The organism is Streptomyces sp. NPDC001219 (genome assembly GCF_053597915.1).
On sequence record NZ_JBSFJF010000007.1, the window covers coordinates 13,179 to 36,747 of the forward strand.

The 23,569-nt window shown below is 73.4% G+C and carries 20 protein-coding genes; 10 read left to right on the forward strand and 10 right to left on the reverse strand.

Translation table 11 applies throughout. From position 1 onward, the window contains the following. The first annotated feature begins 3 nt into the window (after positions 1-3). On the forward strand, positions 4-1,875 hold the full coding sequence (locus tag ACWC9R_RS06150) for a GMC oxidoreductase (protein WP_450729199.1): 1,872 nt from the start codon (positions 4-6) through the stop codon (positions 1,873-1,875). A gap of 70 nt (positions 1,876-1,945) precedes the next feature. On the opposite strand, the gene ACWC9R_RS06155 is transcribed toward ACWC9R_RS06150, so the two are convergent. Both ACWC9R_RS06155 and ACWC9R_RS06160 read right to left on the reverse strand, forming a co-directional pair. Continuing rightward, positions 1,946-3,040 carry an LAETG motif-containing sortase-dependent surface protein gene (locus ACWC9R_RS06155; protein WP_450729200.1) on the reverse strand — a complete coding sequence of 365 codons (1,095 nt, stop codon included), beginning with the start codon at positions 3,038-3,040 and terminating at the stop codon, positions 1,946-1,948. 896 nt (positions 3,041-3,936) lie between these two features. Further along, entirely contained in the window at positions 3,937-4,230 is a 294-nt protein-coding gene (locus ACWC9R_RS06160) for a chorismate mutase (protein WP_450729201.1), read from the reverse strand. Positions 4,231-4,479: 249 nt separating this feature from the next. Between ACWC9R_RS06160 and guaA the strand changes: the two genes are divergently transcribed. Continuing rightward, positions 4,480-6,066 carry a glutamine-hydrolyzing GMP synthase gene (gene guaA, locus ACWC9R_RS06165; RefSeq protein ID WP_362607903.1) on the forward strand — a complete coding sequence of 529 codons (1,587 nt, stop codon included), beginning with the start codon at positions 4,480-4,482 and terminating at the stop codon, positions 6,064-6,066. A 95-nt stretch (positions 6,067-6,161) separates the two neighbouring features. Here guaA and ACWC9R_RS06170 read toward each other — a convergent pair whose 3' ends face one another. Next, the gene (locus ACWC9R_RS06170) at positions 6,162-6,662 is read right to left on the reverse strand and encodes an SRPBCC family protein (RefSeq protein ID WP_450729202.1); all 501 of its coding nucleotides are present in this window, start codon (positions 6,660-6,662) and stop codon (positions 6,162-6,164) included. Positions 6,663-6,808: 146 nt separating this feature from the next. On the opposite strand from ACWC9R_RS06170, the gene ACWC9R_RS06175 reads away from it, so the two are divergent. Then, the gene (locus ACWC9R_RS06175; RefSeq protein WP_450729203.1) at positions 6,809-7,594 is read left to right on the forward strand and encodes a class II aldolase/adducin family protein; all 786 of its coding nucleotides are present in this window, start codon (positions 6,809-6,811) and stop codon (positions 7,592-7,594) included. 69 nt (positions 7,595-7,663) lie between these two features. Here ACWC9R_RS06175 and ACWC9R_RS06180 read toward each other — a convergent pair whose 3' ends face one another. Next, complete coding sequence (locus ACWC9R_RS06180) at positions 7,664-8,422, reverse strand: bestrophin-like domain (protein WP_450729204.1); 759 nt, start codon at positions 8,420-8,422, stop codon at positions 7,664-7,666. 989 nt (positions 8,423-9,411) lie between these two features. Here ACWC9R_RS06180 and ACWC9R_RS06185 point away from each other — a divergent pair. Both ACWC9R_RS06185 and ACWC9R_RS06190 read left to right on the forward strand, forming a co-directional pair. Further along, on the forward strand, positions 9,412-10,710 hold the full coding sequence (locus tag ACWC9R_RS06185) for a hypothetical protein (protein WP_450729205.1): 1,299 nt from the start codon (positions 9,412-9,414) through the stop codon (positions 10,708-10,710). A 202-nt stretch (positions 10,711-10,912) separates the two neighbouring features. After that, entirely contained in the window at positions 10,913-11,458 is a 546-nt protein-coding gene (locus ACWC9R_RS06190; RefSeq protein WP_450729206.1) for a TQO small subunit DoxD, read from the forward strand. Between the two features lie 227 nt (positions 11,459-11,685). Here ACWC9R_RS06190 and cpt read toward each other — a convergent pair whose 3' ends face one another. The 3 genes from cpt to ACWC9R_RS06205 form a co-directional block, all read right to left on the reverse strand. Next, the gene (gene cpt / locus ACWC9R_RS06195; RefSeq protein ID WP_450729207.1) at positions 11,686-12,219 is read right to left on the reverse strand and encodes a chloramphenicol phosphotransferase CPT; all 534 of its coding nucleotides are present in this window, start codon (positions 12,217-12,219) and stop codon (positions 11,686-11,688) included. Between the two features lie 318 nt (positions 12,220-12,537). Continuing rightward, positions 12,538-12,768, reverse strand: a complete 231-nt coding sequence (locus tag ACWC9R_RS06200) for a hypothetical protein (RefSeq protein WP_450729208.1) — start codon at positions 12,766-12,768, stop codon at positions 12,538-12,540. Further along, positions 12,768-14,261: a PspC domain-containing protein gene (locus tag ACWC9R_RS06205; RefSeq protein WP_450729209.1), complete on the reverse strand. Its 1,494-nt coding sequence runs from the start codon at positions 14,259-14,261 to the stop codon at positions 12,768-12,770. The genes ACWC9R_RS06200 and ACWC9R_RS06205 overlap by 1 nt, the downstream gene beginning before the upstream one ends. A gap of 249 nt (positions 14,262-14,510) precedes the next feature. Between ACWC9R_RS06205 and ACWC9R_RS06210 the strand changes: the two genes are divergently transcribed. The 4 genes from ACWC9R_RS06210 to ACWC9R_RS06225 all read left to right on the forward strand — a co-directional run bounded on the left by ACWC9R_RS06210 (position 14,511) and on the right by ACWC9R_RS06225 (position 19,836). After that, positions 14,511-16,307, forward strand: a complete 1,797-nt coding sequence (locus ACWC9R_RS06210) for a serine/threonine-protein kinase (RefSeq protein WP_450729326.1) — start codon at positions 14,511-14,513, stop codon at positions 16,305-16,307. A gap of 115 nt (positions 16,308-16,422) precedes the next feature. Continuing rightward, a complete protein-coding gene (locus ACWC9R_RS06215) occupies positions 16,423-17,721 on the forward strand; it encodes a PspC domain-containing protein (RefSeq protein ID WP_450729210.1) in 1,299 nt (432 codons plus the stop codon). A gap of 92 nt (positions 17,722-17,813) precedes the next feature. Continuing rightward, positions 17,814-18,527, forward strand: a complete 714-nt coding sequence (locus tag ACWC9R_RS06220; protein WP_450729327.1) for a LuxR C-terminal-related transcriptional regulator — start codon at positions 17,814-17,816, stop codon at positions 18,525-18,527. Between the two features lie 184 nt (positions 18,528-18,711). Next, a complete protein-coding gene (locus ACWC9R_RS06225) occupies positions 18,712-19,836 on the forward strand; it encodes an alpha/beta hydrolase (RefSeq protein ID WP_450729211.1) in 1,125 nt (374 codons plus the stop codon). Positions 19,837-19,869: 33 nt separating this feature from the next. Here ACWC9R_RS06225 and ACWC9R_RS06230 read toward each other — a convergent pair whose 3' ends face one another. After that, positions 19,870-20,061, reverse strand: coding sequence for a GNAT family N-acetyltransferase (locus ACWC9R_RS06230; protein WP_450729212.1), 192 nt, complete (start codon positions 20,059-20,061; stop codon positions 19,870-19,872). 419 nt (positions 20,062-20,480) lie between these two features. Beyond that, on the reverse strand, positions 20,481-21,620 hold the full coding sequence (locus ACWC9R_RS06235) for an NlpC/P60 family protein (protein ID WP_450729213.1): 1,140 nt from the start codon (positions 21,618-21,620) through the stop codon (positions 20,481-20,483). Between the two features lie 336 nt (positions 21,621-21,956). Between ACWC9R_RS06235 and ACWC9R_RS06240 the strand changes: the two genes are divergently transcribed. Next, positions 21,957-22,310, forward strand: coding sequence for a hypothetical protein (locus ACWC9R_RS06240; protein ID WP_450729214.1), 354 nt, complete (start codon positions 21,957-21,959; stop codon positions 22,308-22,310). Positions 22,311-22,428: 118 nt separating this feature from the next. Here the strand turns inward: ACWC9R_RS06240 and ACWC9R_RS06245 are convergent, their stop codons facing one another. Further along, a complete protein-coding gene (locus tag ACWC9R_RS06245) occupies positions 22,429-23,568 on the reverse strand; it encodes an NlpC/P60 family protein (RefSeq protein WP_450729215.1) in 1,140 nt (379 codons plus the stop codon). Position 23,569 lies beyond the last annotated feature (1 nt).

Consider the following 23,569-nt stretch of genomic DNA (forward strand, 5'->3'; position numbering starts at 1 on the left):
CCAGTGCCCCAGGAGAACTCTGCCCGGAATCAGGACGGCAACGGCGACCGGGAGGCCGCCGACGCCCCCGAAGCACCCGGCGCCCCCGACGCCCCCGACGACGGCTACGACTACGACGTGCTCGTCGTCGGCTCCGGCTTCGGCGGCTCGGTCTCCGCCCTGCGGCTGACCGAGAAGGGCTACCGCGTCGGCGTCCTCGAAGCCGGCCGCCGCTTCACCCGGCAGACCCTGCCGAAGAACTCCTGGGACATCCGCAACTACCTGTGGGCCCCGGCGCTCGGCTGCTACGGCATCCAGCGGGTGCATCTGCTCGGCAACGTCATGGTGCTGGCCGGTGCGGGCGTCGGCGGCGGCTCGCTCAACTACGCCAACACCCTCTACGTCCCCCCGAAACCGTTCTTCGAGGACCCGCAGTGGGGCGCCATCACCGACTGGCAGGACGAGCTGGCCCCGTACTACGACCAGGCCAAGCGGATGCTGGGGGTGCGCCTCAACCCGACGATGACGCCCTCCGACGTCCACCTCAAGGAGGCCGCCGACAAGATGGGCGTCGGCGACACCTTCCACCTCGCGCCGGTCGGCGTCTTCTTCGGGGACGGCGAGGACGCGCACGGCACCTCGAAGGCGGCCCCGGGCACCGAGGTCCCCGACCCCTACTTCGGCGGCCGGGGCCCGGCCCGCAAGGCCTGCACCGAGTGCGGCGAGTGCATGACCGGATGCCGGCACGGCGCCAAGAACACCCTCAACGAGAACTACCTCCACCTCGCCGAGCGCGCCGGGGCCGTCATCCACCCGATGACCTCGGTCGTCACCGTCACCGAGGACTCACGCGGCGGTTTCGCCGTCGCCACCCTCCCCACCGACAACAGGCGCCGGGGCCGGGGCCGCACCTTCACCGCCCGCCGGGTGGTCCTCGCCGCGGGCACGTACGGCACCCAGACCCTGCTGCACAGGATGAAGGACAGCGGACTGCTGCCCGGCATCTCCGGCAGGCTCGGCGAGCTGACCCGGACCAACTCCGAGGCGCTGGTGGGCGCGCAGACCGACAGCCGCCGCTACCGCAAACGGCACGGCACCAAGGCCGACTTCACCCGCGGTGTCGCGATCACCTCGTCCATCCACCCCGACGCCGACACCCATATCGAGCCGGTCCGGTACGGCAGGGGCTCGAACGCGATGGGCGCCATGTCCATCCTCCAGGTGCCCGTCGAGGGCCGCGGCTCGCGCGCCACCCGCTGGGCGGCGAACTGTCTGCGGCATCCGCTGCTGCTGCTCCGCTCGCTCTCCAACCGCCGCTGGTCGGAGCGCACCATCATCGGCCTGGTGATGCAGTCGCTGGACAACTCCCTGACGACGTACCGCAAACCGGACGGCATCGGAAAGGGCCTGCTCACCGCCCGTCAGGGCCATGGCGCCCCGAACCCCGGGCAGATCCCGGAGGCGACCCGGGCGGCCACCCTGCTGGCCCAGGAGATCAACGGCTTCGCCGGCAGCAACGTCGGCGAGCTGATGGGGACGCCGCTGACCGCGCACTTCCTGGGCGGCTGCCCGATCGGCGCGGACGCCGAGCACGGGGTCATCGACCCGTACCACCGCCTCCACGGCCACCCGGGCCTCTCGGTCGTCGACGGCGCCGCGGTCTCCGCCAACCTGGGCGTCAACCCGTCCCTGACCATCACCGCGCAGGCCGAGCGCGCGATGTCGCTGTGGCCCAACAAGGGCGAGGCGGACCCGCGCCCCGCACCGGGACGGCCCTACCAGCGGCTGGCCCCGGTGGAGCCGGTCCGCCCCGCCGTCCCCAAGGAGGCGTTCGGCGCGCTGAACCTGCCCTTCCTGGCCGTCCCGCCGGTCCCGCCGAAGAAGTCGCTGACGTAGCAGGTGCCTTGAGCGGCACGACGGAGGGCCGCACCCGACGCGGACGCGGCCCTCCTCTGCGCGTCCGTGGTTACGCGGCGGCGCCGTCCGTCTTACGGCGACGGACGGCGAGGACCGCGCCCACGCCGACGGCCATCGCGATCCCGCCCGCGACGCCGATGACCGGCAGCGCCGAGGAGGCACCGGTCTCGGCCAGGTTGCCGGTCACCGGCAGCTCGGCCACGCCGCTCTTCGGCTTCCCGGCGCTGACGGGCTTCCCGCCGCCCTGCGTACGGGGCTTGTTGCCGGGCTTGCCGGGCTTCGCCGGCGGGATCTCGCCCGGGTGGCTGCCGGCGGACAGGATGGTGAAGTCGTACCACTGCTCCTCGGACCAGCCGCAGGAGCCGTCCTTGTTCCGGTAGTCACCCGCCACCAGCGCGAAGCCGTCACCGGCCGTGGCGCCCCGGTCGGCGCGGATGCGCAGCTTCAGCTCGGCGGTCCGGTGCGCGTCGAGCCGGAACCAGCCGAAGTACTCCGCCTCGGCCCACTCGTCGAACGAGGTCCACCGGCCGGTGTCCGGGTGCTGGTACTCCAGGTCGAGCTGCGACTCGGGGTGCTCGACGTCGCCGGTCGGCACCGCGTAGAGGACCGGGTAGACCTCGTCCAGCGTCCGGTCCGTGGTGTTGGCCAGCCGCACGCTGAAGCCCTGCCAGCCGCCGCCCGCGACGAGCCGGGAGGGCAGGCCGGCGACGCTCACCTTGATCGCGTCGTCGTCGACCGTGCACTCGTCCTCGCCCTCGTCCCCGTCCCCGGGGGCGCCCGTCTCGGAGGGGTCGGCCGAGGGGGTGGCCCCGGGGGAGCCGCCCGGCTCGGTGGCGTCGGCGTCCGGGGTCTCTGGGGCGTCCGGGGCCGACGGCCCGGTGCCGTCACCGCTCCCGGCCTCCTCACCGGACTCGGTGCCGTCGCCCGGGGTGGTGCCGCCCGTCGTCGCGTCCCCGGAGCCCGGGGTCTCAGGACGCGCGGTCTCGCCGGACTGCTCCGGGCCGGGGGTGCCCGGTGTGGGCTCGGCGCTCGCGGTGGACTCGGCCCCGGGGCCGGTCGCGTACGCGGCGGGGGCCGCCAGCAGAGCGGCGGGGGCTATGACGGCCGTCGCGGCGGCAGCCGTCAGGGCACGGCGAAGCTTCATCGAGAAGACCTCTCGGGTCCGAAGTGCCGGTTTCCGGCACCAATGAGTTGCGGGCCGTCGCGGTGGGGCGCGGTAGGGCCGTGCGATTGCAGGTACATGACCGGCCATGGCCAAAAATGGTTGTCCGCTCAACCAGAACCGCTGCCGTGATGCCAGTCACACCCGTCACAGCAGCCTCACAGGAATCCCAAAGGCGGCGCACAGCACCTGCCGGAGAGTCCTCACGCGCCGGGCGCACGCCGGGCACAGCGAAGGGCCCCGGACGCCGTCCGCGAGGGGGGTGCGGGCGGCCACGGGGCCCTTGGCTTTCGGTGCCGGCGTCAGGGCAGCGCCGGCACCGAGGGGCGGCGCCGGGGGGGGGGGGGGATGGCGCCGCTGGCTTTTCGGGGTGGTGCGCGAGGGGGCGAAGTCCGCGGCGGCCGGACCCATGGCACTGCAGGGGCCCCGCCGGACGCGGTGCGTCGTGTGTGAAGCATCGTCCTGGATGCGCCTCACCTGGCGCAACCGTTTCGACCGGATGCGGTCGGTCCCGGGCGTCCCCAGGACCGACCACCCCATCGGATGTGACCGGGCTGCTGTCCCCTGCTGACCGGCCACGGCACCGGAGTGAGGTCCCACGACGCGGGCCGCTGCTGGCGGCCGGCGTCTCATCGCTCCGGGTTTCCGCCCGTGAGGCGGCGTCTACGCGTAGTCCTGCAGGCCGCGCCTGGCTGGCGTGGCACCGGGAACAACGAAGCCTCGCGGCGGCCGGTCACGCGCCGTACGGGTGAGTCGGCAACCGAACTCAGATCCGGCAGCCGCGCCGGGGCGCACGCGTCCTGGCACGCGCCTGACCGGCGCGCAAAACCGACCGCAGACCAGCCAAAACCGGCCATGCCGCCGGTCTCGTGGCTGCCTCAGATCTGGCCCCGGGACAGCTCCAGCAGGGTCTTCGCCAGCGAGGTGCCCGGCTTGCCGAGCTGGTCGCGGTAGTGGGCGAGGATCTCCATCTCGCGGGCGAGGTTCACCCGCCGTCCGCCGGAGGTCACGCGCTCGTGCTGGATGACCGCAGAGACGGCCATCCGCTCCTGGACGAGGCCGATGATCCGGCCGTCGAGATCGTCGATCCGCTGCCGTGCGTCGGTGATGACTCCGGCGGCCTCGGGGGAGCGGGCGCCGGTGTCGGGGGCGGTGCTGGTCGAGGTGCTCATGTCCGTGTCTCCTGGGGTGGGTGGCCCCGGGTCCGGGAAGGTCCCGGACAGACACAGGCGCCCCGGACCTTGTCGGCCCGGGGCGCCTGGGAAGTTGCTCGTCAGTGGATCAAGCAGCACGACCATGGCAGCCGGTTGGGCCGGTGCCATAGGTAAAGACGAAGGTCAGCTGCTTGTTCATGGGGCTCAGTATGAGCCCGTTAGAATCGAAAGTCCAACCCTGCTCCACACCGCCGGAAGGCCGCCGAAGTGCCATCAGCGCCCCCTGCCGCTGCCCCGGACGTCGTCCTCGTAGTCGACTTCGGCGCACAGTACGCCCAGCTCATCGCCCGACGGGTCCGCGAGGCCCGGGTCTACAGCGAGATCGTGCCGTCCACCATGCCGGTGGCCGAGATGCTCGCCAAGAACCCCAAGGCGATCATCCTCTCCGGCGGTCCCTCGTCGGTCTACGCCGAAGGCGCCCCCAGCCTCGACCGTTCGCTGTTCGAGGCCGGGGTCCCGGTCTTCGGCATGTGCTACGGCTTCCAGCTCATGGCCCTGAGCCTGGGCGGCACCGTCGACAACACCGGCGCCCGGGAGTACGGCCGTACGCCGCTGACCGTCTCCCGTCCCGGCTCCACCCTCTTCGAGGGCACCCCGGCCGAGCAGCCGGTGTGGATGTCGCACGGTGACGCCTGCTCCGCCGCCCCCGAGGGCTTCACGGTCACCGCGTCCACGGACGTGGTCCCGGTCGCCGCCTTCGAGAACGACGAGAAGAAGCTCTACGGCGTCCAGTACCACCCCGAGGTCATGCACTCCACGCACGGCCAGCAGGTGCTGGAGCACTTCCTCTACCGCGGCGCGGGCATCGAGCCCAGCTGGACCACCACCAGCGTGGTGGAGGAGCAGGTCGCCGCGATCCGCGCCCAGGTCGGCAGCAAGCGCGCGATCTGCGCGCTGTCCGGCGGCGTGGACTCCTCGGTGGCCGCCGCGATCGTGCAGAAGGCCATCGGCGACCAGCTGACCTGCGTCTACGTCGACCACGGTCTGCAGCGCAAGGGCGAGTCCGAGCAGGTCGAGAAGGACTTCGTGGCCGCCACCGGCGTCCAGCTGAAGGTCGTCGACGCCGAGGAGCGCTTCCTGACCGCGCTGGCCGGGGTCAGCGACCCCGAGCAGAAGCGGAAGATCATCGGCCGGGAGTTCATCCGGGTCTTCGAGCAGGCCCAGGCCGAGCTGGTCGCCGAGGCCGGCGCCGAGGGCGAGGAAGTCGCGTTCCTGGTCCAGGGCACGCTCTACCCGGACATCGTCGAGTCCGGCGGCGGCACGGGCACCGCCAACATCAAGTCGCACCACAACGTCGGCGGGCTCCCCGACGACATCGAGTTCCAGCTCGTCGAGCCGCTGCGCCAGCTGTTCAAGGACGAGGTCCGGATGGTCGGCACCGAGCTGGGCCTGCCGGACGCGATCGTCCAGCGCCAGCCGTTCCCCGGCCCCGGCCTGGGCATCCGCATCGTCGGTGAGGTCACCAAGGAGCGCTTGGACCTGCTGCGCGAGGCCGACGCCATCGCCCGCGAGGAGCTGACCGCGGCCGGTCTGGACCGCGAGATCTGGCAGTGCCCGGTGGTCCTGCTCGCCGACGTCCGCTCGGTCGGCGTCCAGGGCGACGGCCGCACCTACGGCCACCCGATCGTGCTGCGCCCGGTGTCCTCCGAGGACGCCATGACCGCGGACTGGACCCGGATGCCGTACGAGGTCCTGGCCCGGATCTCCACCCGCATCACCAACGAGGTCGCCGACGTCAACCGCGTCGTCCTCGATGTCACCAGCAAGCCGCCGGGCACCATCGAGTGGGAGTGATCCCATCCGTGGGGCCGGGGGCGATCCCGCCGGTTTCCTGACCACGCCGCCGCTCGGCCCGCTGAGCGGCGGCGTTGTCGTCGGTGGCCGCGCCGTCAGGCCCGTACGGCCGAGGCCAGCCGCTCCAGCGTGGTGGCCATCGCCGGGCCCATCCGCCGTGGGAAGCCGGGGAGTTCGACGACGAGACGGGGGAGGCGGGCGCGCGACCAGTCGTAGGTGTGGGTGACCCGGGTGGTGGCCGCGCCGCCGGAGCCGTCCATGGCGTCCGTGCCGTCCGTGCCGTTCACCGGCGTCAGCTCGTAGCGCCAGCGCTGTCCGCCGACCAGCCGCCGGCCGCGGAACTCGCCCCAGGTCTCCCAGGCGAGCAGCCGGTCCTTCTCGTACTCCACCACGACGTTCACCGACCGGTACGCGAGGCCGCCCTGCGTCATCCCCATGCTGAACCGGTCGCCGGGCCCCAGCGGCGACGGCCCCTGTGGCCGGCCGCGCAGCATGCCCGAGCCGTCCAGCCCGGCGTGCCGCTCCGGGTCCCGGAGGACGGCGAAGATCTGCCGTGGTGTGGCGACGATGTCCCTGCTGACCGATACGGCCCTCATGGTGTGTCCCCTCTGCTGCTGTTCTGGTGCCCACATCATCCAGGTGGCCCGAGGTCTGCCGGTCGCGACCCTGGTGACCTGCGGTAGTGGAAGGTAGCTTCCGCATCGAGCATCAAGAGCCGTACGTGCGCAGGAGGAGAGCCGCGATGCCCGAGCCGACGCCGATACCCACCGAGCAGCTGCACTTCGCGATGCCGCCGACGCACCCGACCGTCGAGGACGAGCGGCGCCACCGCAAGGAGCGCCTGGTCGCGGCGCTGCGGCTCTTCGGGCGCCAGGGCTTCGAGGAGGGCGTCGCGGGCCATATCACCGTGCGCGACCCGGAGTTCCCGCACTGCTTCTGGGTCAACCCCTTCGGGATGTCCTTCCGGCACCTCACGCTCAGCGACCTGATCCTGGTCAACGCGGAGGGCAAGGTCGTCGAGGGCCGCTACCACGTCAACCAGGCGGCGTTCGCCATCCATGCGCAGGTCCACCGGGCCCGCCCCGACGTCATCGCCGCCGCGCACAGCCACTCCACCTACGGCCGGGCGCTGTCCGCACTGGGCGAGCTGCTGGAGCCGATCACCCAGGACGTCTGCGCGTTCTACGAGGACCACGCGCTCTACGACGACTACACGGGCGTGGTGGTGGACGAGGAGGAGGGGCGGCGGATCGCGGCCGCCCTCGGGCCCCACAAGGCGGTGATCCTGCGCAACCACGGGCTGCTGACCGTGGGCGACTCGGTGGACGCCGCGGCGTGGTGGTTCCTCACGATGGAGCGCTCCTGCCAGGTCCAGCTGGCCGCCAAGGCCGCCGGAAAGCCGGTGCTGATCGACCACCACAACGCCGTCCACACCCGCGAACAGCTGGGCAACGACCTGGTCGCCTGGATCAACTACCAGCCGCTGTACCAGCAGATCGTGCGCCGCGAGCCGGACCTCTTCGACTAGGACGCGGCACGGGGGTACGGGAGGCGCGGTGCCCCGCGGGACGTCCGGCGGTCCCGCGGGGCATCCGCCTCAGGCGTGCGGGAACAGATCGAGGAACGGTGCGACTGTCGCCGAGATGCTGCGGCTGAACGGCGCGTCGAAGTCCCAGACCAGGAACAGCAGGAAGGCGATCAGCGCGCTGAACAGTCCCGCCATCAGCAACTCCCGCCCCGAGCGCCGGATCTGCAGGGTGAACATGACGCCGATCGAGATGGCGCCACCGATGATCAGCCCGAACCACACGACCCCCGGGAGCGTCGAATCCGCCGCGCTCCCCCGGGCGTTGCGGGCCCCGTCGGCCACCGCGACCTGGTCGACGAGGGGCTGGTAGGACTGCCCCTCGAAGTCGTTGCGCGGGCGGTAGTCGGAGACATCCGCCCGGACCTTCGTCAGCAGCGCGGCGCCGCGCGGGGTCAGCTCCCCCCGCTCGGCCATCACCGGCCACTCCTTGTGCACCACATGACTCACGTACGCGTCGACGTCCGTGCGGATGCGGTCCCGTACCGGCGCGGGGTAGGCGCGGGCCCGCGCGCCGACCTCGTGCAGCGCCTGCGCCTCGGTCCGTACGGTGTCCTCGGCCGCGCTTCTGGCCTCCCACACCCCGGCGATGGCCAGCCCCAGCACGATCGCGTAGACCACCCCCACCATCATCGTCAGATACTCGATCACATCGGGTGTTTCGGACGGGTCGTCGTCCTCGGCGATCCGGCGCTCCTTGAGCACGGTGATGGTCAGGACGACGCCGCAGGCGGCGGCCATGGCGAGGGTCAGGACCAGCCATTGGGACATGGGGACCTCCTACGAGGAACGGCGCCCGGCGGAGCCGGACGAGGAGCTCGAACGGGGACGGAGGGCGGCGCCGGCCAGCACGGCCGGGGCGGTGAGCAGCAGGGTCGTGGTCACCATGGAGCGCCCGTCGCGCGGCCGGTGGGACGGGCGCGCATAGCTGCGGGGCAGGACGGGCGGCGGTGACGCCGGGCGTCGGAGGGCGGGGGTGGGGCTGGGCTTCGGCGCGGGCGGCGGGGCCGCGGGGCGGGCGCGGGGAGTCGGGGGCGGTGGTGGTGGCGGGGGCGGCGTCGGCCGGGCTTTGGGGACCGGGGCCGGGGGTGGTGGCGGTGGGGGCGCGGGCCTGGGGGGACGGGGACGGGGTGCCGGCCGGTGGGTCGGCGTCGGCGGGGGCTTGGTCTGGGTGCAGGGGAAGTGCCAGCCGCGGGGCATGGGGAAGCCGGTCGGTACGTCCACGGGCGGCGCCGTCCCGGCGTAGGCGCAGTTGTCGCCCGTGGGCGCGCGGGCGGCGGCCGCCGGTGCGACGGCGCACAGCGCGGCGAGGCCGGTCAGCAGAAGGAGCGCGGCGGCGGCCCGCAATCCGGGGCGGGGGCGCGGCAGTCCGGAGCGGGGGCGCGGCGCTTCCGGGCCGTCCCGTCCGTGCGGGCCGTCCGGTCGGCGCGGTGGTGTCGGTCCGTCCAGGTCATCGCGGCTGTGCGATCCGTGAGATCGGTGTATGTGACGCACGGCGGAAGCTTGCGCAGCGCGCCGTCCGCTCAGCCGTCGCCGTGGCCCGGTTCGCCCGAATAGGGGAAGCGCCGGGGGTTCCGCGGGCCGGTGCCCCGGTCAGGTGTACGGGGGTGGGTGCCCGCCCGCGGCCCCGGGCGTCAACGCGGCGCTGTCCCCACCACCCGCCACCAACTGGACGTTTGAGATGCGCCCCCGCGGGGTGCGGCACAATTCCCCTTCGGACAGGTCAAGTTGAAGATCATTGGTGGCGGGCGGTAGCGGACGTGTCGGTGGATGCGGCGGGCAGACGGGCCGGAACGGGCGAGCCGGGGGAGGAAGCGGAGCGCGCCGACGGCGAGTGCCGGTGCGGACGGTGCCCGCACGGCGCCCGAGCGGGGCACCAGCAGGCGGTGGCCGCGTTCGTCGCGCTCCGCGAGGACTTCGCCGCCGGGCGCGGGGTGCCGGCCGGGCTCGCGCGGTCCGCGGGTGCGGCCCGGCAGTGGGTCTCCGACGAACTGACGCTGTCCGCACGGGAGGTCGCCCAGCGGCGCGGCGCGGGGAAGGCCGCCTGGCTGACGGCCCTACGGGGGCGCACCCTGCTCGCCGTCTGGGGCGCGGTGGTGGCGCTGCTGCTCGGGCAGGCGCTGACCGCGCTCGGCACGGGCTGGACGGCGGCCCGTACGGCGGGGCTGCTCGCGGCCGTCGTACTGGCCCTGGCCCTGACCGCTGCTGCCTGGCGGCACCGGGCGCACGGCGGGGCGCTGGCGCCGCTGATCGGTGAGGACGGGCGGCTGTCCACCTCGCGGACGGTGGCGGCGGCCTGGGTGACCGCCGTCCTGTACGCCGTCCTGACGGTGGCCGTACGGCAGCTGACGGCCGCGGCCCCCGGCGAGCGGCACACACTGCTCCAGGGGCTGGCGCTCGAACGCTCCGCCGCCCTGTTGGTGGCGCTCGCCGCCGGGTGCGCGGTGGCCGTGGCGGCCCACGGGCTGGTCGCCTCCCGGGTACGGGCCGGGCGGCTGCAGAAGGTTCCCGCTGACCGGCCGCGGGCCGCCGATCTGCTGACGGACGACGCCGGGCGGGGCAGCCTCCTGGACGTGCAGTACGTCCTGGTGCACACGGCCGTGCTGGGGTGCGCGCTGGCGCGGCTGGCCGGGCGGCCGGACCAGGCGCCGCAGCTGCCCTGGGGGCTGGTGGTGCTCCTGGCGCTCTCCGGGGCGACGTACCTGACGGGGAAGGCGGTCAGCGGCGGCGGTCCGGTGATCCTCTCCGTCGTCCGCTCCCGTGAACTGGGCGATCTCGCCGCGCCGGTCCGTACCGGCGACGACATCGAGATCCGCGGTGCCGGCTTCGTCCCGCCGGGCGCCGCGACCCCCGACCGGCTCGCCCGGACCGTCGTCCGCATCGGCGACGTCCACGTCCCCGTCCCGCTGGTCCCGGTGGCCGGCGGCTTCGCCAATCCGACGGACGGGGTGCTGACGGTCCCGGTGCCGGTCGATGTCGAGCCCGGCCGGGTGGAGGTCCGGGTGGTCACGGCGGCGGGCGTGGAGACGGACGGTTATCCGATCGACGTTCTGGACTGAGCGGCGGCCGGCGGGTGGTGGCGGGCGGCGTCGGGCCTTGTGCGGGCGCCGGCGTCGCCTTCGCGTGAGGATTCTGTGTGCCCTGGCTGCCCGAAGTGCGTCGGTCCGTTGAACCTCTCGCCCGCGCGCGTACGTATCTCCCCAGGAGGCGCGGGCGCGGGCACAATCGACTGCGCCCGGTGGCAACGGAGAGGCGGACGTCATGGTGCACGCGAATCGTACGATCGGTGCCGAGCTGGGAGGGGCGGGCGTCGAGAGTGCCGGCGCCGGGCTGCGGGGACAGCTGGCGCGCCATGCGCTGCTGCCGCTGCGGCTCTTCCTGGGGGCCACCTTCCTCTACGCGGGCATCGACAAGCTGACGGACCCGGGGTTCCTGTCGGCCGGCGGTACGGGATCGCTCGGCGAATTGCTGCGCCAGGTCCATGACACTGCGGCGCTGCCCCAGCTGGTGGAACTCGCACAGCAGAGTCCGGTGGGCTTCGGCTATGCCATCGCGGCCGGGGAACTGGCCGTGGGCCTCGCGACCTTGGTGGGTCTGCTGGGGCGGCTGGCGGCGCTCGGCGGTGCGCTGATCTCGCTGACGCTGTGGCTCACCGTGAGCTGGGCGACCACGCCCTACTACTACGGCAACGACCTCGCCTACCTGATCGCCTGGCTCCCGCTGCTGCTGGCCGGAACACCGAGGTTCTCCCTGGACGCCGCCCTGGCGAACCGCCGCAAGCGGCATGGGGCGCAGTTGTTCGGCTAGGGGTGTGACCTCCACGCACGGCACGGCGCAGCACAGCACCGCGCTGCGCTGTACGGCTCGCTGGGGCGGGTGTTCCCCAGGGGGCGCGGCTTGAGCGGTCTGTGGCTGTCGGGAGGCGGGGGCCGGGTCTGGGAGTCGGGAGTTGGGGCCCGGTGGCCGGTGGCCGGTGGCCGGGGCCGGGCCCGGGGGTCGGGAGGCGATTGCCGGAAGCCGAGGGGTGGCGGCGGTCAGCTGATGTGGGCGGCGATGGCGCGGGCACACGCCAGGGACTCGGTCCGCGTCGTGTCCACCTCCAGGTCATAGCAGACCCCCTGGTGAACCAACTCGGCCTGTGTCGTGGCCATCCCCGGGACGCGGTCGCCTCGTGCGATCTCCCGGCCCGTGGCGACCGCGGTCTCACACCGGACGCCGACCCAGAGGACGGTCAGGTCGCCCAGAGCCTTCCGCCACCGCTGCTGGGACGCCGCCCCGCCGAGGAAGACGTCATCGATGATGACCCTGGCGCCCGCACGGGCCATCGCCGCGATCCCCTCCCGCCAGGCCGCCTCCAGCGCCGTGAACTCCGGCCCGACGCGCACCGCGCCGTCCGACGCGCACACCATCCCCTCGTCCGAGGCCCGCAACGTCGCGGGCAGGGCGTCGACGAACGAGTCGCACCCGAACGCCAGCCACGGACCCGGCAGTACGGCCTGCAGACACCGCACGATGCCGGACTTCCCGGAGCTGGAACCACCGTTGAGAAGGATCATCTGAGTCGTCACCGCGTCACGGTAGAGCGCTTCCCCTACGGCGCGGTACGCATATTCGCCGGAGCGTCCGGCGGGCGGAGCGTCGAGCGGCCGGAGCGCATGTCGGCCGGGGTGCATGTCGGCCGGGGTGCGCGGCGGGGGATGCTGCGCTGTGGGTGTGGCCCGGTGGTTGCCATTGTCCGGTGGTCGCCACGGCCTGGTGAACGTTCCCGGTCGTGGCAGGGGGCGTGCTGACCCGGGGAGTTCGGCGAGGCGGACGGTGGCGTGGGGCTGTTCGTGCCGGGGGCGCGGGGACGCTGGCGGCTGGCGTCAGAGGGCAGGTGCCAGGGTTCAGGGGTCCGTGGGCGACGAGCTGTCCGGGTGGTGCGGGTGGTGCGGGCGGCGGGATCTGGTCCAGACGGCTGCGGTGATGCCGGCGAGGAGCAGGCCGGCGGGGAGGGTGAGGAACAGCCAGGGGCCGGGGGCCTGCCAGAGGCCGAGGGCGTCCAGGCCGTAGGCCGTGCCGAGGGTGAGGGCGGTGAGGCCCACGAGCAGGCGGGCCGGTTCGAAGGGATGGCGCATCACCGGAGGGCTCCCTGGAGGGTTGCGGTGGTCGGCGGGGCGGGTGCCGGGAGGGCGGTGGCCGACGTGCGGACGGCCGCGGGGGTGGAGCCCGGTGCGGCGCGCAGGACGGCGACCTGTCCGGCGCCGAGGTTGAGCGTCAGCTCCACCGAGCCGTGCGGCTTCTCGCCCTTCTTGAGGCCGTCGGCGGCGAGGTCGACCGTCCGGTGCCCGCCCGCCACGAGGTCCACGTCGTGCGGTGATTCGCCGGGCAGCTGGATGTCGCCGGCGCCGAGCGAGAGGTGGAGACGGGCGGAGACACCGTGCGGCAGCGTCACTTGAAGGCGGCCGGCCCCCACGTCAACTCCGGCGCGGACCGTGGTGCCCGCCTTGAAGGGCAGGCCGGTGAGGTCCAACCGTCCCTCTCCCGTGCCGAGCTCATAGTGCGGCCGGACGGCGGCGGCCGTGGTCGGGAACCAGGTCTCCTTCTGCCACTGGGCGGTGAGGTTGTCGGGCAGCGTCGCCGCGCCCGCCAGCAGCAGGGACGTCAGCACCACCATGAAGACCGTGCCGCCGCCCGTGCGTCCGCACCAGACGCTGAGCACCAGCCCGAGGCCGAAGACGAGCAGCGCGCAGGCCAGGCCGGCCTGGAGGGCCGGCGTCAGCCCGTCATGGCGGAGGACGGCACTGGTGGTGCCGCCGCCGGCGAGCAGCGCGAGCAGGAACGTCCAGCCGCCGATCGGGCGTCCGCCGCGGCGGCTTCGGCCCGTGCCACGGGTGGGCGGTGTGCCGTCCGGCGGCGGCACGGGGCGGCCGGTGGGGTGGTCCGCTTCGGGCCCGGCGTCGTACCCGTGCGCGGAGGGGGTCGCGGCGGTGCCGTGCTCGGCCCGGTAGCTGAGGTCGAGGGGGAGCGGGGTGGTGTCGGGCCCCCACAGGTAACCCGGCCCGGCCGCCTCCCCGGAGCGCTGGGCACGCCACCAGGAGGGGCCGGCGGGCACCGGGGGCGCCTTGGTCTCGGGCGGGGCGTCGGCGACCGCCTGGGCGGTGGCGGTGTCCATCGCCGCCGGGCCCCTGGCCTCCACCAGCCGGCGCCGCCGCGACCAGTAGGCCGAACCGGCCACCGCCAGCGTCAGCATGATGGCGAAGGACATCATGGTGCCCTTGGCGAGGGTCGTCAGGAACAGACCGCAGCCGATCAGCGCGAAGAGCAGGGCCGTCAGCGCGGCGCCCTCGACCCGGCCGGAGAGCAGCCGGCGGCCCTCGTTCTGCTCCTCGCCGTCGAGGGGGATGAGCAGCCAGGCGAAGCCGTAGGCGATGAGGCCGAGGCCGCCGACGGAGAGCACGGCGAGCGCGACCCGGAAGATCACCGGGTCGAGGTCCCACTGCCGGCCCAGTCCGCCGCAGACCCCGCCGATCACCTTGTGCCGCCGGCTGCGGCGCAGCGGCCGGGACGACGGGGCGGAGCCGGCGGGGTCGGAGGGCGCCGACTCCTCGACGTGCGCTGCATCATTCATGGAGCCATGGTGACAAGGGCGAGCGCGCCGCGGCATCCGTGGAAACCCTGGCGTATCCCTGAGTTCCGCCGAAGGCAGCCCCGAGATCCCCCAGGGGGTCCCGAAATCCCTCGCGCGTTCGCATATGCCCCCGCGTCGGTGCCCGGCCGGAGGACGCGCGAGGGACGGGCGGTGGCCGGACGGCTGCCCGGCCGCATCGGCGACTATCGTTGAGCCTTGAATACGTACGGGTTTCCGGAGGGGCGTGCGGTGACGGAGGCGGCGGCGGTGGACGAGGGGCGACTGGTCGCCGGGCGGTATCGCCTGGTTGAACGGATAGGCCAGGGCGGTATGGGCACCGTGTGGCGCGCCCGGGACGAACTCCTCGGCCGTCAGGTCGCGGTCAAGTGCCTGCATGTCGCACCGCAGCTCGACGAGGACGAACTGGCAAGGCGCCATGAGCGCACCACCCGTGAGGCACAGGCAGCGGCCCGGATCAACCACCCCAACGTGGTGAGCGTCCACGACGTCGTCGACGACGCCGGGATGCCGTGCATCGTCATGGAGTACGTCCCCTCCACGACGCTCGGCGACGCCATCAAGGAGGCCGCGCGGAACGACAGTTCGGTCACTCCACGCGAGGCCGCCCGTATCGGACGCGGCATGGTGGCGGCGCTGCGTGCCGCGCACTCCGCCGGTGTGCTGCACCGTGACGTCAAGCCGGGCAACGTGCTGCTCGGTGCGGACGGCCGGGTCGTGCTCACCGACTTCGGCATCGCGGTCGCCACCGGTGCCTCCACGCTCACCAAAACGGGCGAGCTGGTGGGCTCCATCGACTACTTGGCGCCCGAGCGGGTCAGAAGCGGCACCCCGGGGCCGGCCTCCGACCTGTGGGCGCTGGGCGCGACGCTCTATCAGGCGGTCGAGGGACGCCCCCCGTTCCGGAAGCCCACCGCGGTCGAGACCGCGTACGCGATCGCCATGGACCCTCTTGAGGCGCCACGCAACGCCGGGTCGCTGAGCCCGCTGATCGAGGCGCTGCTCGCCAAGGAGCCGGCCGACCGCCCGACGGCCGAGGTCGTCGAACAGGCGCTGCGGGCCGTGGAGGCCGAGGCGGACACGGCGCTGATGGGCTGGTCCACGATGGCTCTGGGGACGGTCGCACACGGCCGCCCCGAGGCGGCCGATCCGGGCGGGGAGACCGAGTCGTCCACCCGTCCGGTGCACCACACGGGCGAGACGGCGGCCACTTCGGTCCGCGGCACCGGAACCGGCACCGGGGCACGTACGGAGGCGGCAACGGGTGCGGGGACCGGCGCCGTTGCGGACACCAGCAGCGAGGCCGTGACCGGCCCGGTCGCCTTTCCGGAGGGGACCGGCGCAGGACGGTCCGCCCGTGCCGACGGTCTTCCCGGCGGCGCGGCGCCCCGTAAGAAGCGCGCCCGGATCGTGGTCTGGAGTGCCGTCGGGGTGCTGGTCGCCGGCGGCGGCGGGGGCACGGCCTGGTACCTGATGCGCCCCACCGAATCCGGTGGCTCCAGCCAGGCGGCGGCGAACAAGAGCACCACCCCCAAGCTCCCCAAGGCCCCCGCCCACAGCATCGGGCCGACGCCGCCCCTTCCCGACGGTTACCACAGCGTCAAGGAGACCGCACTCGGCGTCAGTTTCCCGGTCCCCGACGGCTGGACGCGCCAGCCCGAGGACGGCGGCCGGCAGATCATCTACCGGACGCGGTTCGCGCAGATCCTCGTCAGCGTCCTGGACTTCTCCTCGGGCGACCAGGTGCAGCACTTCAAGGAGGTGGAGAAGGGTTTCATGGCGAAGTACTCCGTCTACAAGAACCTGCGCCTGCAGCCCACGTCCTTCCAGGGCGACCCCGCCGCGATCTGGGAGTTCACCTTCGGGGGCCGGGCCCGCACCTTCCGGGGGATCGACCTGGGCTTCGGCCGCGAGGGCGGTAAGGAGTACGCGATCTACGTGTCCGCGCCGGAGGCCGACTGGTCGAAGTACGCGAAGGTCTTCTCGGTGGTGAAGGACGGCTTCCGCAGGACCGACCCCCAGAGCTGAGGCGCCCGGGCCGCGGGGCTTTCGCCCGGAGCCGGACCACACCCGCAAACCTCAGGGACAGCCTCAGGGACGACCCTGATGCCCCGGGCCCGGGTGTCGTGTGACGATCGGGCACATGACCACCGCTCCGCCCCGCGCCGACCCGGCCTACGCCCCGGCGCCGGACCCCGACGATCCGCCCGTGCGCAAGCTCTACCGCAGCGCCGACGGACGGCTGCTCGGTGGCGTCGCGCGGGGTCTCGCGGGACACCTCGGACTGCCGGTGTCCTGGGTGCGGATCGTGTTCGTGGCCCTGTTCATGGCCGAGGGGATGGGCGCGCTGCTGTATGCCGCGTTCTGGTTCTTCGTCCCGCTGGGCGTCGGCGGCGTGGAGCACCGGCAGCCCGCCCCGGCGGACGGCAGGCGCCGCCTGCTGCGGCACCGCCCCGACAGGGGCCAGGTCTTCGCGCTGATCGCGCTGCTCCTCGGGGCCTCGGTCGTCGCCTCCCGCTTCCAGCTGGGCCAGGCCGACGGCTATCTCTGGCCGGTGCTGCTGATCGGCGCCGGTGTCGCCCTGGTGTGGCGGCAGGCCGACAACTCCCGCCGCGCCCAGTGGCTGGAGCTCGGCCGCCGCAAGGGCGTGCTGCCGATGGTGCGCGGCGCGGCCGGTGTGCTGCTGGTCGGTGTCGGGGTGACCGGCATCGTGGTGCTCCAGGGTTCGGTGCGGCATCTCGGTTCGGTGCTGCAGGCCGCGCTCGCCGTCGTGGTCGGGATAGCGCTGCTGGCGGGGCCCTATCTCGTACGGATGGCCCAGGACCTCTCCGAGGAGCGGCTGATGCGCATCCGCGCCCAGGAGCGCGCCGAAGTGGCCGCCCATGTCCATGACTCGGTCCTGCACACCCTCACCCTGATCCAGCGCAGCGCCGACGACCCCCGGGAGGTGGCGCGGCTGGCCCGCGCCCAGGAGCGGGAGCTGCGCGCCTGGCTCTACAAGCCCGAGGGCCGCGGCAAGGAGGAGGACGAGGAGCCCGCCACCCTCGCGGAGGCGGTCCGCAAGGCCGCCGCCGAGGTGGAGGACGCCCACGGCGTCCCCCTCGAGGTCGTGGTCGTCGGCGACTGCCCGCTGGACGAGCCGCTGGGCGCCCAGATGCAGGCCGCACGCGAGGCGATGGTCAACGCCGCGAAGTACGGCGGCGAGGGCGGCGCGGTGCAGGTGTTCGCCGAGGTGGAGGGCCGTACGGTCTTCGTCTCGGTGCGGGACCGCGGACCCGGGTTCGACCTGGACGCGGTCCCTGAGGACCGGATGGGCGTACGGGAGTCCATCATCGGACGTATGGAGCGCCACGGCGGCACCGCCCGGCTGCGCTCCGCCCCCGAGGGCGGCACGGTCGTCGAGCTGGAGATGGAGCGCGCGGAGACGGAGCGCGGGAGATGACCGGGCAGCCGGGCGAGCGGCTGCCGGAGGCGACAGCGCGCGCCGGGGCACGGGATGATGACGGGGCAGGCACCGAGGGACGGGCGGAAGAGATGAGCAGCGACGGCGCACAGCAGGGCGGGACCGGCGACGGGACGGCCGGGGGCCGGACCGTACGGGTCGTGCTGGTCGACGATCACCGGATGTTCCGCACGGGCGTCCAGGCCGAGATCGGCGAGACCGGGCGCACCGGCGTCGAGGTGGTCGGCGAGGCCGCCGACGTCGACCAGGCGGTCACGGTCATCACGGCCACCCGACCCGAGGTCGTCCTCCTGGACGTCCACCTCCCCGGGGGCGGCGGCGTGGAGGTGCTGCGCCGCTGCGCCGCGATGTCGGCCGACGCCGAGCGCCCGGTCCGCTTCCTGGCGCTCTCCGTCTCCGACGCGGCCGAGGACGTCATCGGCGTCATCCGGGGCGGCGCCCGCGGCTACGTCACCAAGACGATCACGGGCACGGACCTGGTCAACGCGATCTTCCGGGTGGCCGACGGCGACGCGGTCTTCTCCCCGCGGCTGGCCGGCTTCGTCCTGGACGCCTTCGCCTCGACGGACGCCCCGCCCATCGACGAGGACCTCGACCGCCTCACCCAGCGCGAGCGCGAGGTCCTGCGGCTGATCGCCCGCGGCTACGCCTACAAGGAGATCGCCAAGCAGCTGTTCATCTCCGTGAAGACCGTCGAATCCCATGTGTCCGCGGTGCTGCGCAAGCTCCAGCTCTCCAACCGCCATGAGCTGACCCGCTGGGCCGCGGCCCGACGGCTGGTCTGAGCTGCGGAAAGGGGCACGGCGCGGGCGTTCGCACGGCTTCATGACGAGGGAGTAACAAAGCACCACAGAAGGGCAACCAGGACCCGGCGGATCTCCTCTAAGGGCGCGGAGAGGCTCACTGCCGAAGGCGGGGGCGGAACCACCCCACGTCCTTCGCCTAGTTTGCCCTGGAAGCGAGATCCCGATGAGCCTGACGGGCACGCCCTTCTTCCTCACCTCGGTCGCGCTGTTGATCGTCGCCGTCGTGCTGCCGTTCGCCCTCTGGGGCCGAATAGCCGGGCCGGCCCTGGCGCGCGGCTTCGCCCGGCTGCTGATGCTGCTGTTCGCCCAGGTCACGGCCATCACCGTGGTCTTCGTCCTGGTCAACAACGCCAACAACCTCTACGACACCTGGGACGACCTGCTCGGCACCGGCAGCCATGTCGAGGCGGCCCGCGACCTCGGCCCCGACGGCATGGGCGGCCGGCAGATCACACACGAGCCCAAGCAGCTCCAGCGGTTCCGCCCGGCCGACGACCCGAGCGTGGGCGCCGACGTCCGGATGACCGAGCTCCAGGGCCGCATCTCGGGGGTGCGCGGCGAGGTGTACGTCTGGCTGCCGCCCCAGTACAACGACCCCGCCTACCGGGACCGGAAGTTCCCGGTGGTGGAGCTGCTGCCCGGCTACCCGGGCTCGGCGAAGTCGTGGATGGGCTCGCTGCACGCGGCCCAGCAGCTGATGCCGCTGATGCGGAGCGGTGCGGTCAAGCCGGCCATCCTGGTGGCGCCCCGGACCAACCTCCTCCCCGGTGTGGACACCGGGTGCGTCAACCTCCCCGGGAGGGTCAACGCCGACAGCTGGCTGACCGTCGACGTCCGCAAGATGGTCATTGACAACTTCCGGGCCGGCGACAAGCCGGACTCCTGGGCCCTGGCCGGGTATTCGGCCGGTGCGCACTGCGCCGCCAAGCTCGCCCTGGCCCACCCCGACCGCTACCGCGCCGCGGTCGCCATGTCCGGCTACAACGACCCGGCGCTCGAACGGGACTCGCTGGCCGGCAAGGACCCCCAGCTGCGCGCCCGGTCCAACCCGCTGAACATCCTGAAGGCGGCCAACGCCGCCGGCAAGCCGCCGCGTACCGCGCTGTATGTGTCGGGCGCTTCGGGCGACGGCTTCCAGGCCGGTCTCGCCCTGCGGCAGTTCGCGATGCCGCCGACGACGGTGACCGTACGCCAGATCCCGTCGAACGCGGGCGGCCACACCACGGCGGTCTGGGCGCAGCAGGTGCCGGAGACCTTCCGCTGGCTGGGCACCCAGCTCAGGGCCTGAGCGCACGGCAACGGAAGCGGAGCGAGCGGCGGTTCACCCCCTGCGGCGGGCGGCCGTGACCAGGGGCCGGACCCGCCGGCCCATCGCCTCGTAGCGCGCCCGCCCCTCCGGACTGGCCACCAGCACTCCCTGCCGTGTGCCCCGTTCCACCGCCCGGCGGGCCAGCGCGTCCATGACCGCCCGCCCCAGCCCGCGCCGCCGGTGCGCGGGCTCGGTGCCGATCATGTCGAAGACGACGGAGGGCGCGTATTGCGCGGGACGGCCGCCCGGCGCCCCGGTGGTGAGGGCGGCACGCCCGCTCGCGCGGGGCGCACGCCTTGATCCACAGGCCGGGCGCGGTGAGCGTGTCCACGAGGCCGCGCAGGACGGCCGGGTCGGCCCCCGGGAGGACATGGCGCGCGAGGTGGCCGGGCCGCCGCACCTCGATCCGGAACCCGCCGGGCACCGCCCGCGGCGCGTCCGTACCGCGAGCACGGGCCCAGCCGTCGACCCAGGCATGGACGGCGGACGGGAGCGCGGTGTCCGGGACCGCGGCGCTGTGCGTCATCCGGCCGAGCGTGCGCGGGGGCCCTCGCCGCCCCAAGTGACTTTCCAGCGGCGGCAGTTCAGCGGGCGCACCCCTGTGCGCCCCCGCCGGACCTCCCCTACGCGGGCCGGGTCGCCGCCGCGAACGGCATCTGGTCGATCGGGGCGAGCCGTACCGGCGCCCCCGGGTGCGGTGCGTGGATCATCTGGCCGTTCCCGACGTAGAGCCCCACATGGCTGATGCCCGAGTAGAAGAACACCAGGTCACCGGGGGCGAGTTGGGACCGGCTGATCCGCGGGCCGGAGCTGATCTGGGTGTAGGTCGTCCGGGGCAGGGCGACCCCGCCGGCCTTCCAGGCGGCCTGGGTCAGGCCCGAGCAGTCGTACGCGGAGGGGCCCGTCGCGCCCCAGACGTACGGCTTGCCGAGGGCGCCGTAGGCGAAGGAGACGGCACGGGCGGCACGGGGACTGGGCGCCTGCGCGGCGGCCGCGGCGGCCTGCGCGCCGCCGGGAACGCCGGACGGGCCGTCCCCGCGGTCCGTCCCGTCCGTGCGGCTCCGGCCCGGGCCGCTCCGCTCCGGCCCGCTCCGCGCACCGCCCCGGGAGGCCATCCGCTGCCGCTGCTCCGCGGTCAGCCGGCTCAGCAACTGCTCGGCGGCGCCCAGCTTGTGCACGATGGTGACCCGGTGCTTCTTCAGCCGGGCCTCGGTGTCCGCCAGCCGCTCCACGGTGTCCTCGGCCCGCTGCCGGACCTGCCGGACGCTGCCGAGCCGGCGGGCGTACCCGGCCACGGCGGTCGCCTGGTGGCTGCCCGTACGCTCCAGCACCGCGGCGCCGTCCAGATAGCGCTGCGGGTCGGCGGACAGCAGCAGCCGTACCGTCGGGTCGATGCCGCCGGAGCGGTACTGGCTCGTGGCCAGGGTGCCCAGTTCGGCGCGGGCGGCGTTCAGCCGGCGGGTCCTGCGGGCCGCCTCGTCTTGGAGCCGGCTCAGCTCCTCCCGTGCGGTGTCGGCGGATTCCTTCGCGCCGTTGTAGTGCTGCGTGGCCACCTCTGCCTCCTGGTACAGCGCGTCGACCCGGTCCTTGACCTGGGCGGGGGTGGGCCGGGGTGCGGCCTGGGCGGTGCCGTCGAAGCCGGTGGCGGTGGCGGCACCGGCCAGGGCCAGAGTGGCGGCCGTGCGGGCGGTGCGCGCGCGGCGCGAGCCACCGCCGGTGAGCGAGGCGAGCGGATGCTGCCGGGGCTTGCGGTGCGAGGCCACGGTGGCCGTTCCTTTCCGTCCTTCGAGCCGGGGGCCCGGCGGCCGGTCCGCCACGGGGGCGACGGACCGGCCGCCGTACCTCTCGGCGGGACGGCCGACGGAACGCCGGTGGGAGACCGGCGAGGCGGGGAGTCGGCCGCCTGGAGGAGGACGCTAAGCCGGGGTGTCGGGCAATGAGCCCCCTTGCCCGGCATTGTTCGCATTCGACCGCGATGGGTACGCGCGCGACCGCGGCGCCATGGCCGTACGGCCGGGACCGGTCTGGCCTGACCGAACTGTCGATAGCGGGCGCCCTGCCCGAAGGGCCGTGCTATACGGCGGCTACGATCACGCACTATGGACGTAGTAACCAATATCTTCGTCGGCCTGCACATCATCGGCATCGCCTCCCTGCTGGGCGGCTTCCTGACCCAGATGAAGGCGATGAGTGCGGGCACCGCCCGCTTTGTGCCGGCCATGCTGCACGGCGCGCTGACGATGCTGGTCACCGGCATCGTGCTGGTCGGCCTCAACCAGGCCCAGGACCACCCCCTCAACAACATCAAGCTCGGCGTCAAGATGGCCCTGCTGGTGGTGATCCTGGCGCTGGTCTACGTCAAGCGGGACGACGAGACGGTCGAGAAGCCGCTCTTCGCCGCGGTCGGCGGGCTCACCGTGGCCAACATCTTCATCGCGGTGCTCTGGACCTGACGAGCGCCCCGCCGACAGCACACCGCGCGGTCCCCGCACTCCGTAGGTCGGAGGCGAGGGCCGCGCGGTGGCGTGTGGGGGGTGACCGTGGGGGGTGGTCTGTGGGGGAGCGGGGGCCTCAGCCCGGGCGGACGCTCCCGTAGATCGGCATGTAGTAGATCGACTCCTCCCGGACGTTGGCGCCCGGCTTCGGAGCGTGGACCATCTTGCCGTTGCCTATGTACATGCCGACATGGCTGATGTCGTCATAGAAGAACACCAGGTCGCCGGGCTTCAGGTCCTTGGTGGCCACCCGCTCGCCGATCTTGACCTGGTCCCAGGTCGTACGGGGCAGATCGACGCCCGCCGCCTTCCAGGCGGCCTGGGTCAGCCCCGAGCAGTCGTAGGAGGTGGGCCCGGTCGCGCCCCACACATACGGCTTGCCGATCTGGGAGCGGGCGAAGGCGAGCGCCTTCTCGCCCTTGGCGGTGGAGGTCGAGTCGCCCGTGGAACCGCCGGCCGAACCGCCGCCCGTGGAGCCGTCGCCGTCGTGCTGCCGCTGGCGCTCCCGCTCCTGCTGCTTGCGCGCCTCCTCCGCGGCCCGGCGCTTGGCCGCTTCCTCCTTCTGGCGCTCCAGCTCCGCCAGCCGCGCCTTCTCCTGCGCGGTCAGCCGGGACAGCAGCTGCCGGGCCTCGGACAGCTTGTCCTGGACGGAGCGCTTGGACTCCTTGAGGGAGGCCTGCGACTTCTGCAGCCGCTCCAGGCTGTCGGTCGCCTCGGCACGCTGCCGGGCGGCCGCCGACTGCTGCTCCTGGTAGTCGCTGACGGCCTGCTTCTGCCGCCCGGTCAGCCGCTCCATGAGGTGGTTGCGGTCGACGAACTGCTGCGGGTCCTTGGCGAACATCAGCTGCGCCGTCGGGTTCATGCCGCCGGTGCGGTACTGCGCGGAGGCGAAGGTGCCCAGCCGGCGCCGGGACTCGTTCATCTTCTCGGCGCGCTCGGCCGAGGCGTCGAGCAGGTCGTCCACCTTGTCGCGCTGCGCGTCGGCGCGCTCCTTGGCGGCGTTGTACTTCTGGGTGGCCACCTCGGCTTGGTGGTAGAGGTCGTCGACCTTCTTCTGGACCTCTTCGACGGAGGGCTTGGGCGCCCTGGGCGCCGCGTTGGCCGACTGCGAGAGCAGGGTGACCGAGGCGAGGGCGGCGGTGGTGAGCCCGGCCGCCGTACGACGGCCTGCGGGTGAGGCGAGAACGCTGGTGCGCGGCTTGCGATGCGACGCCAAG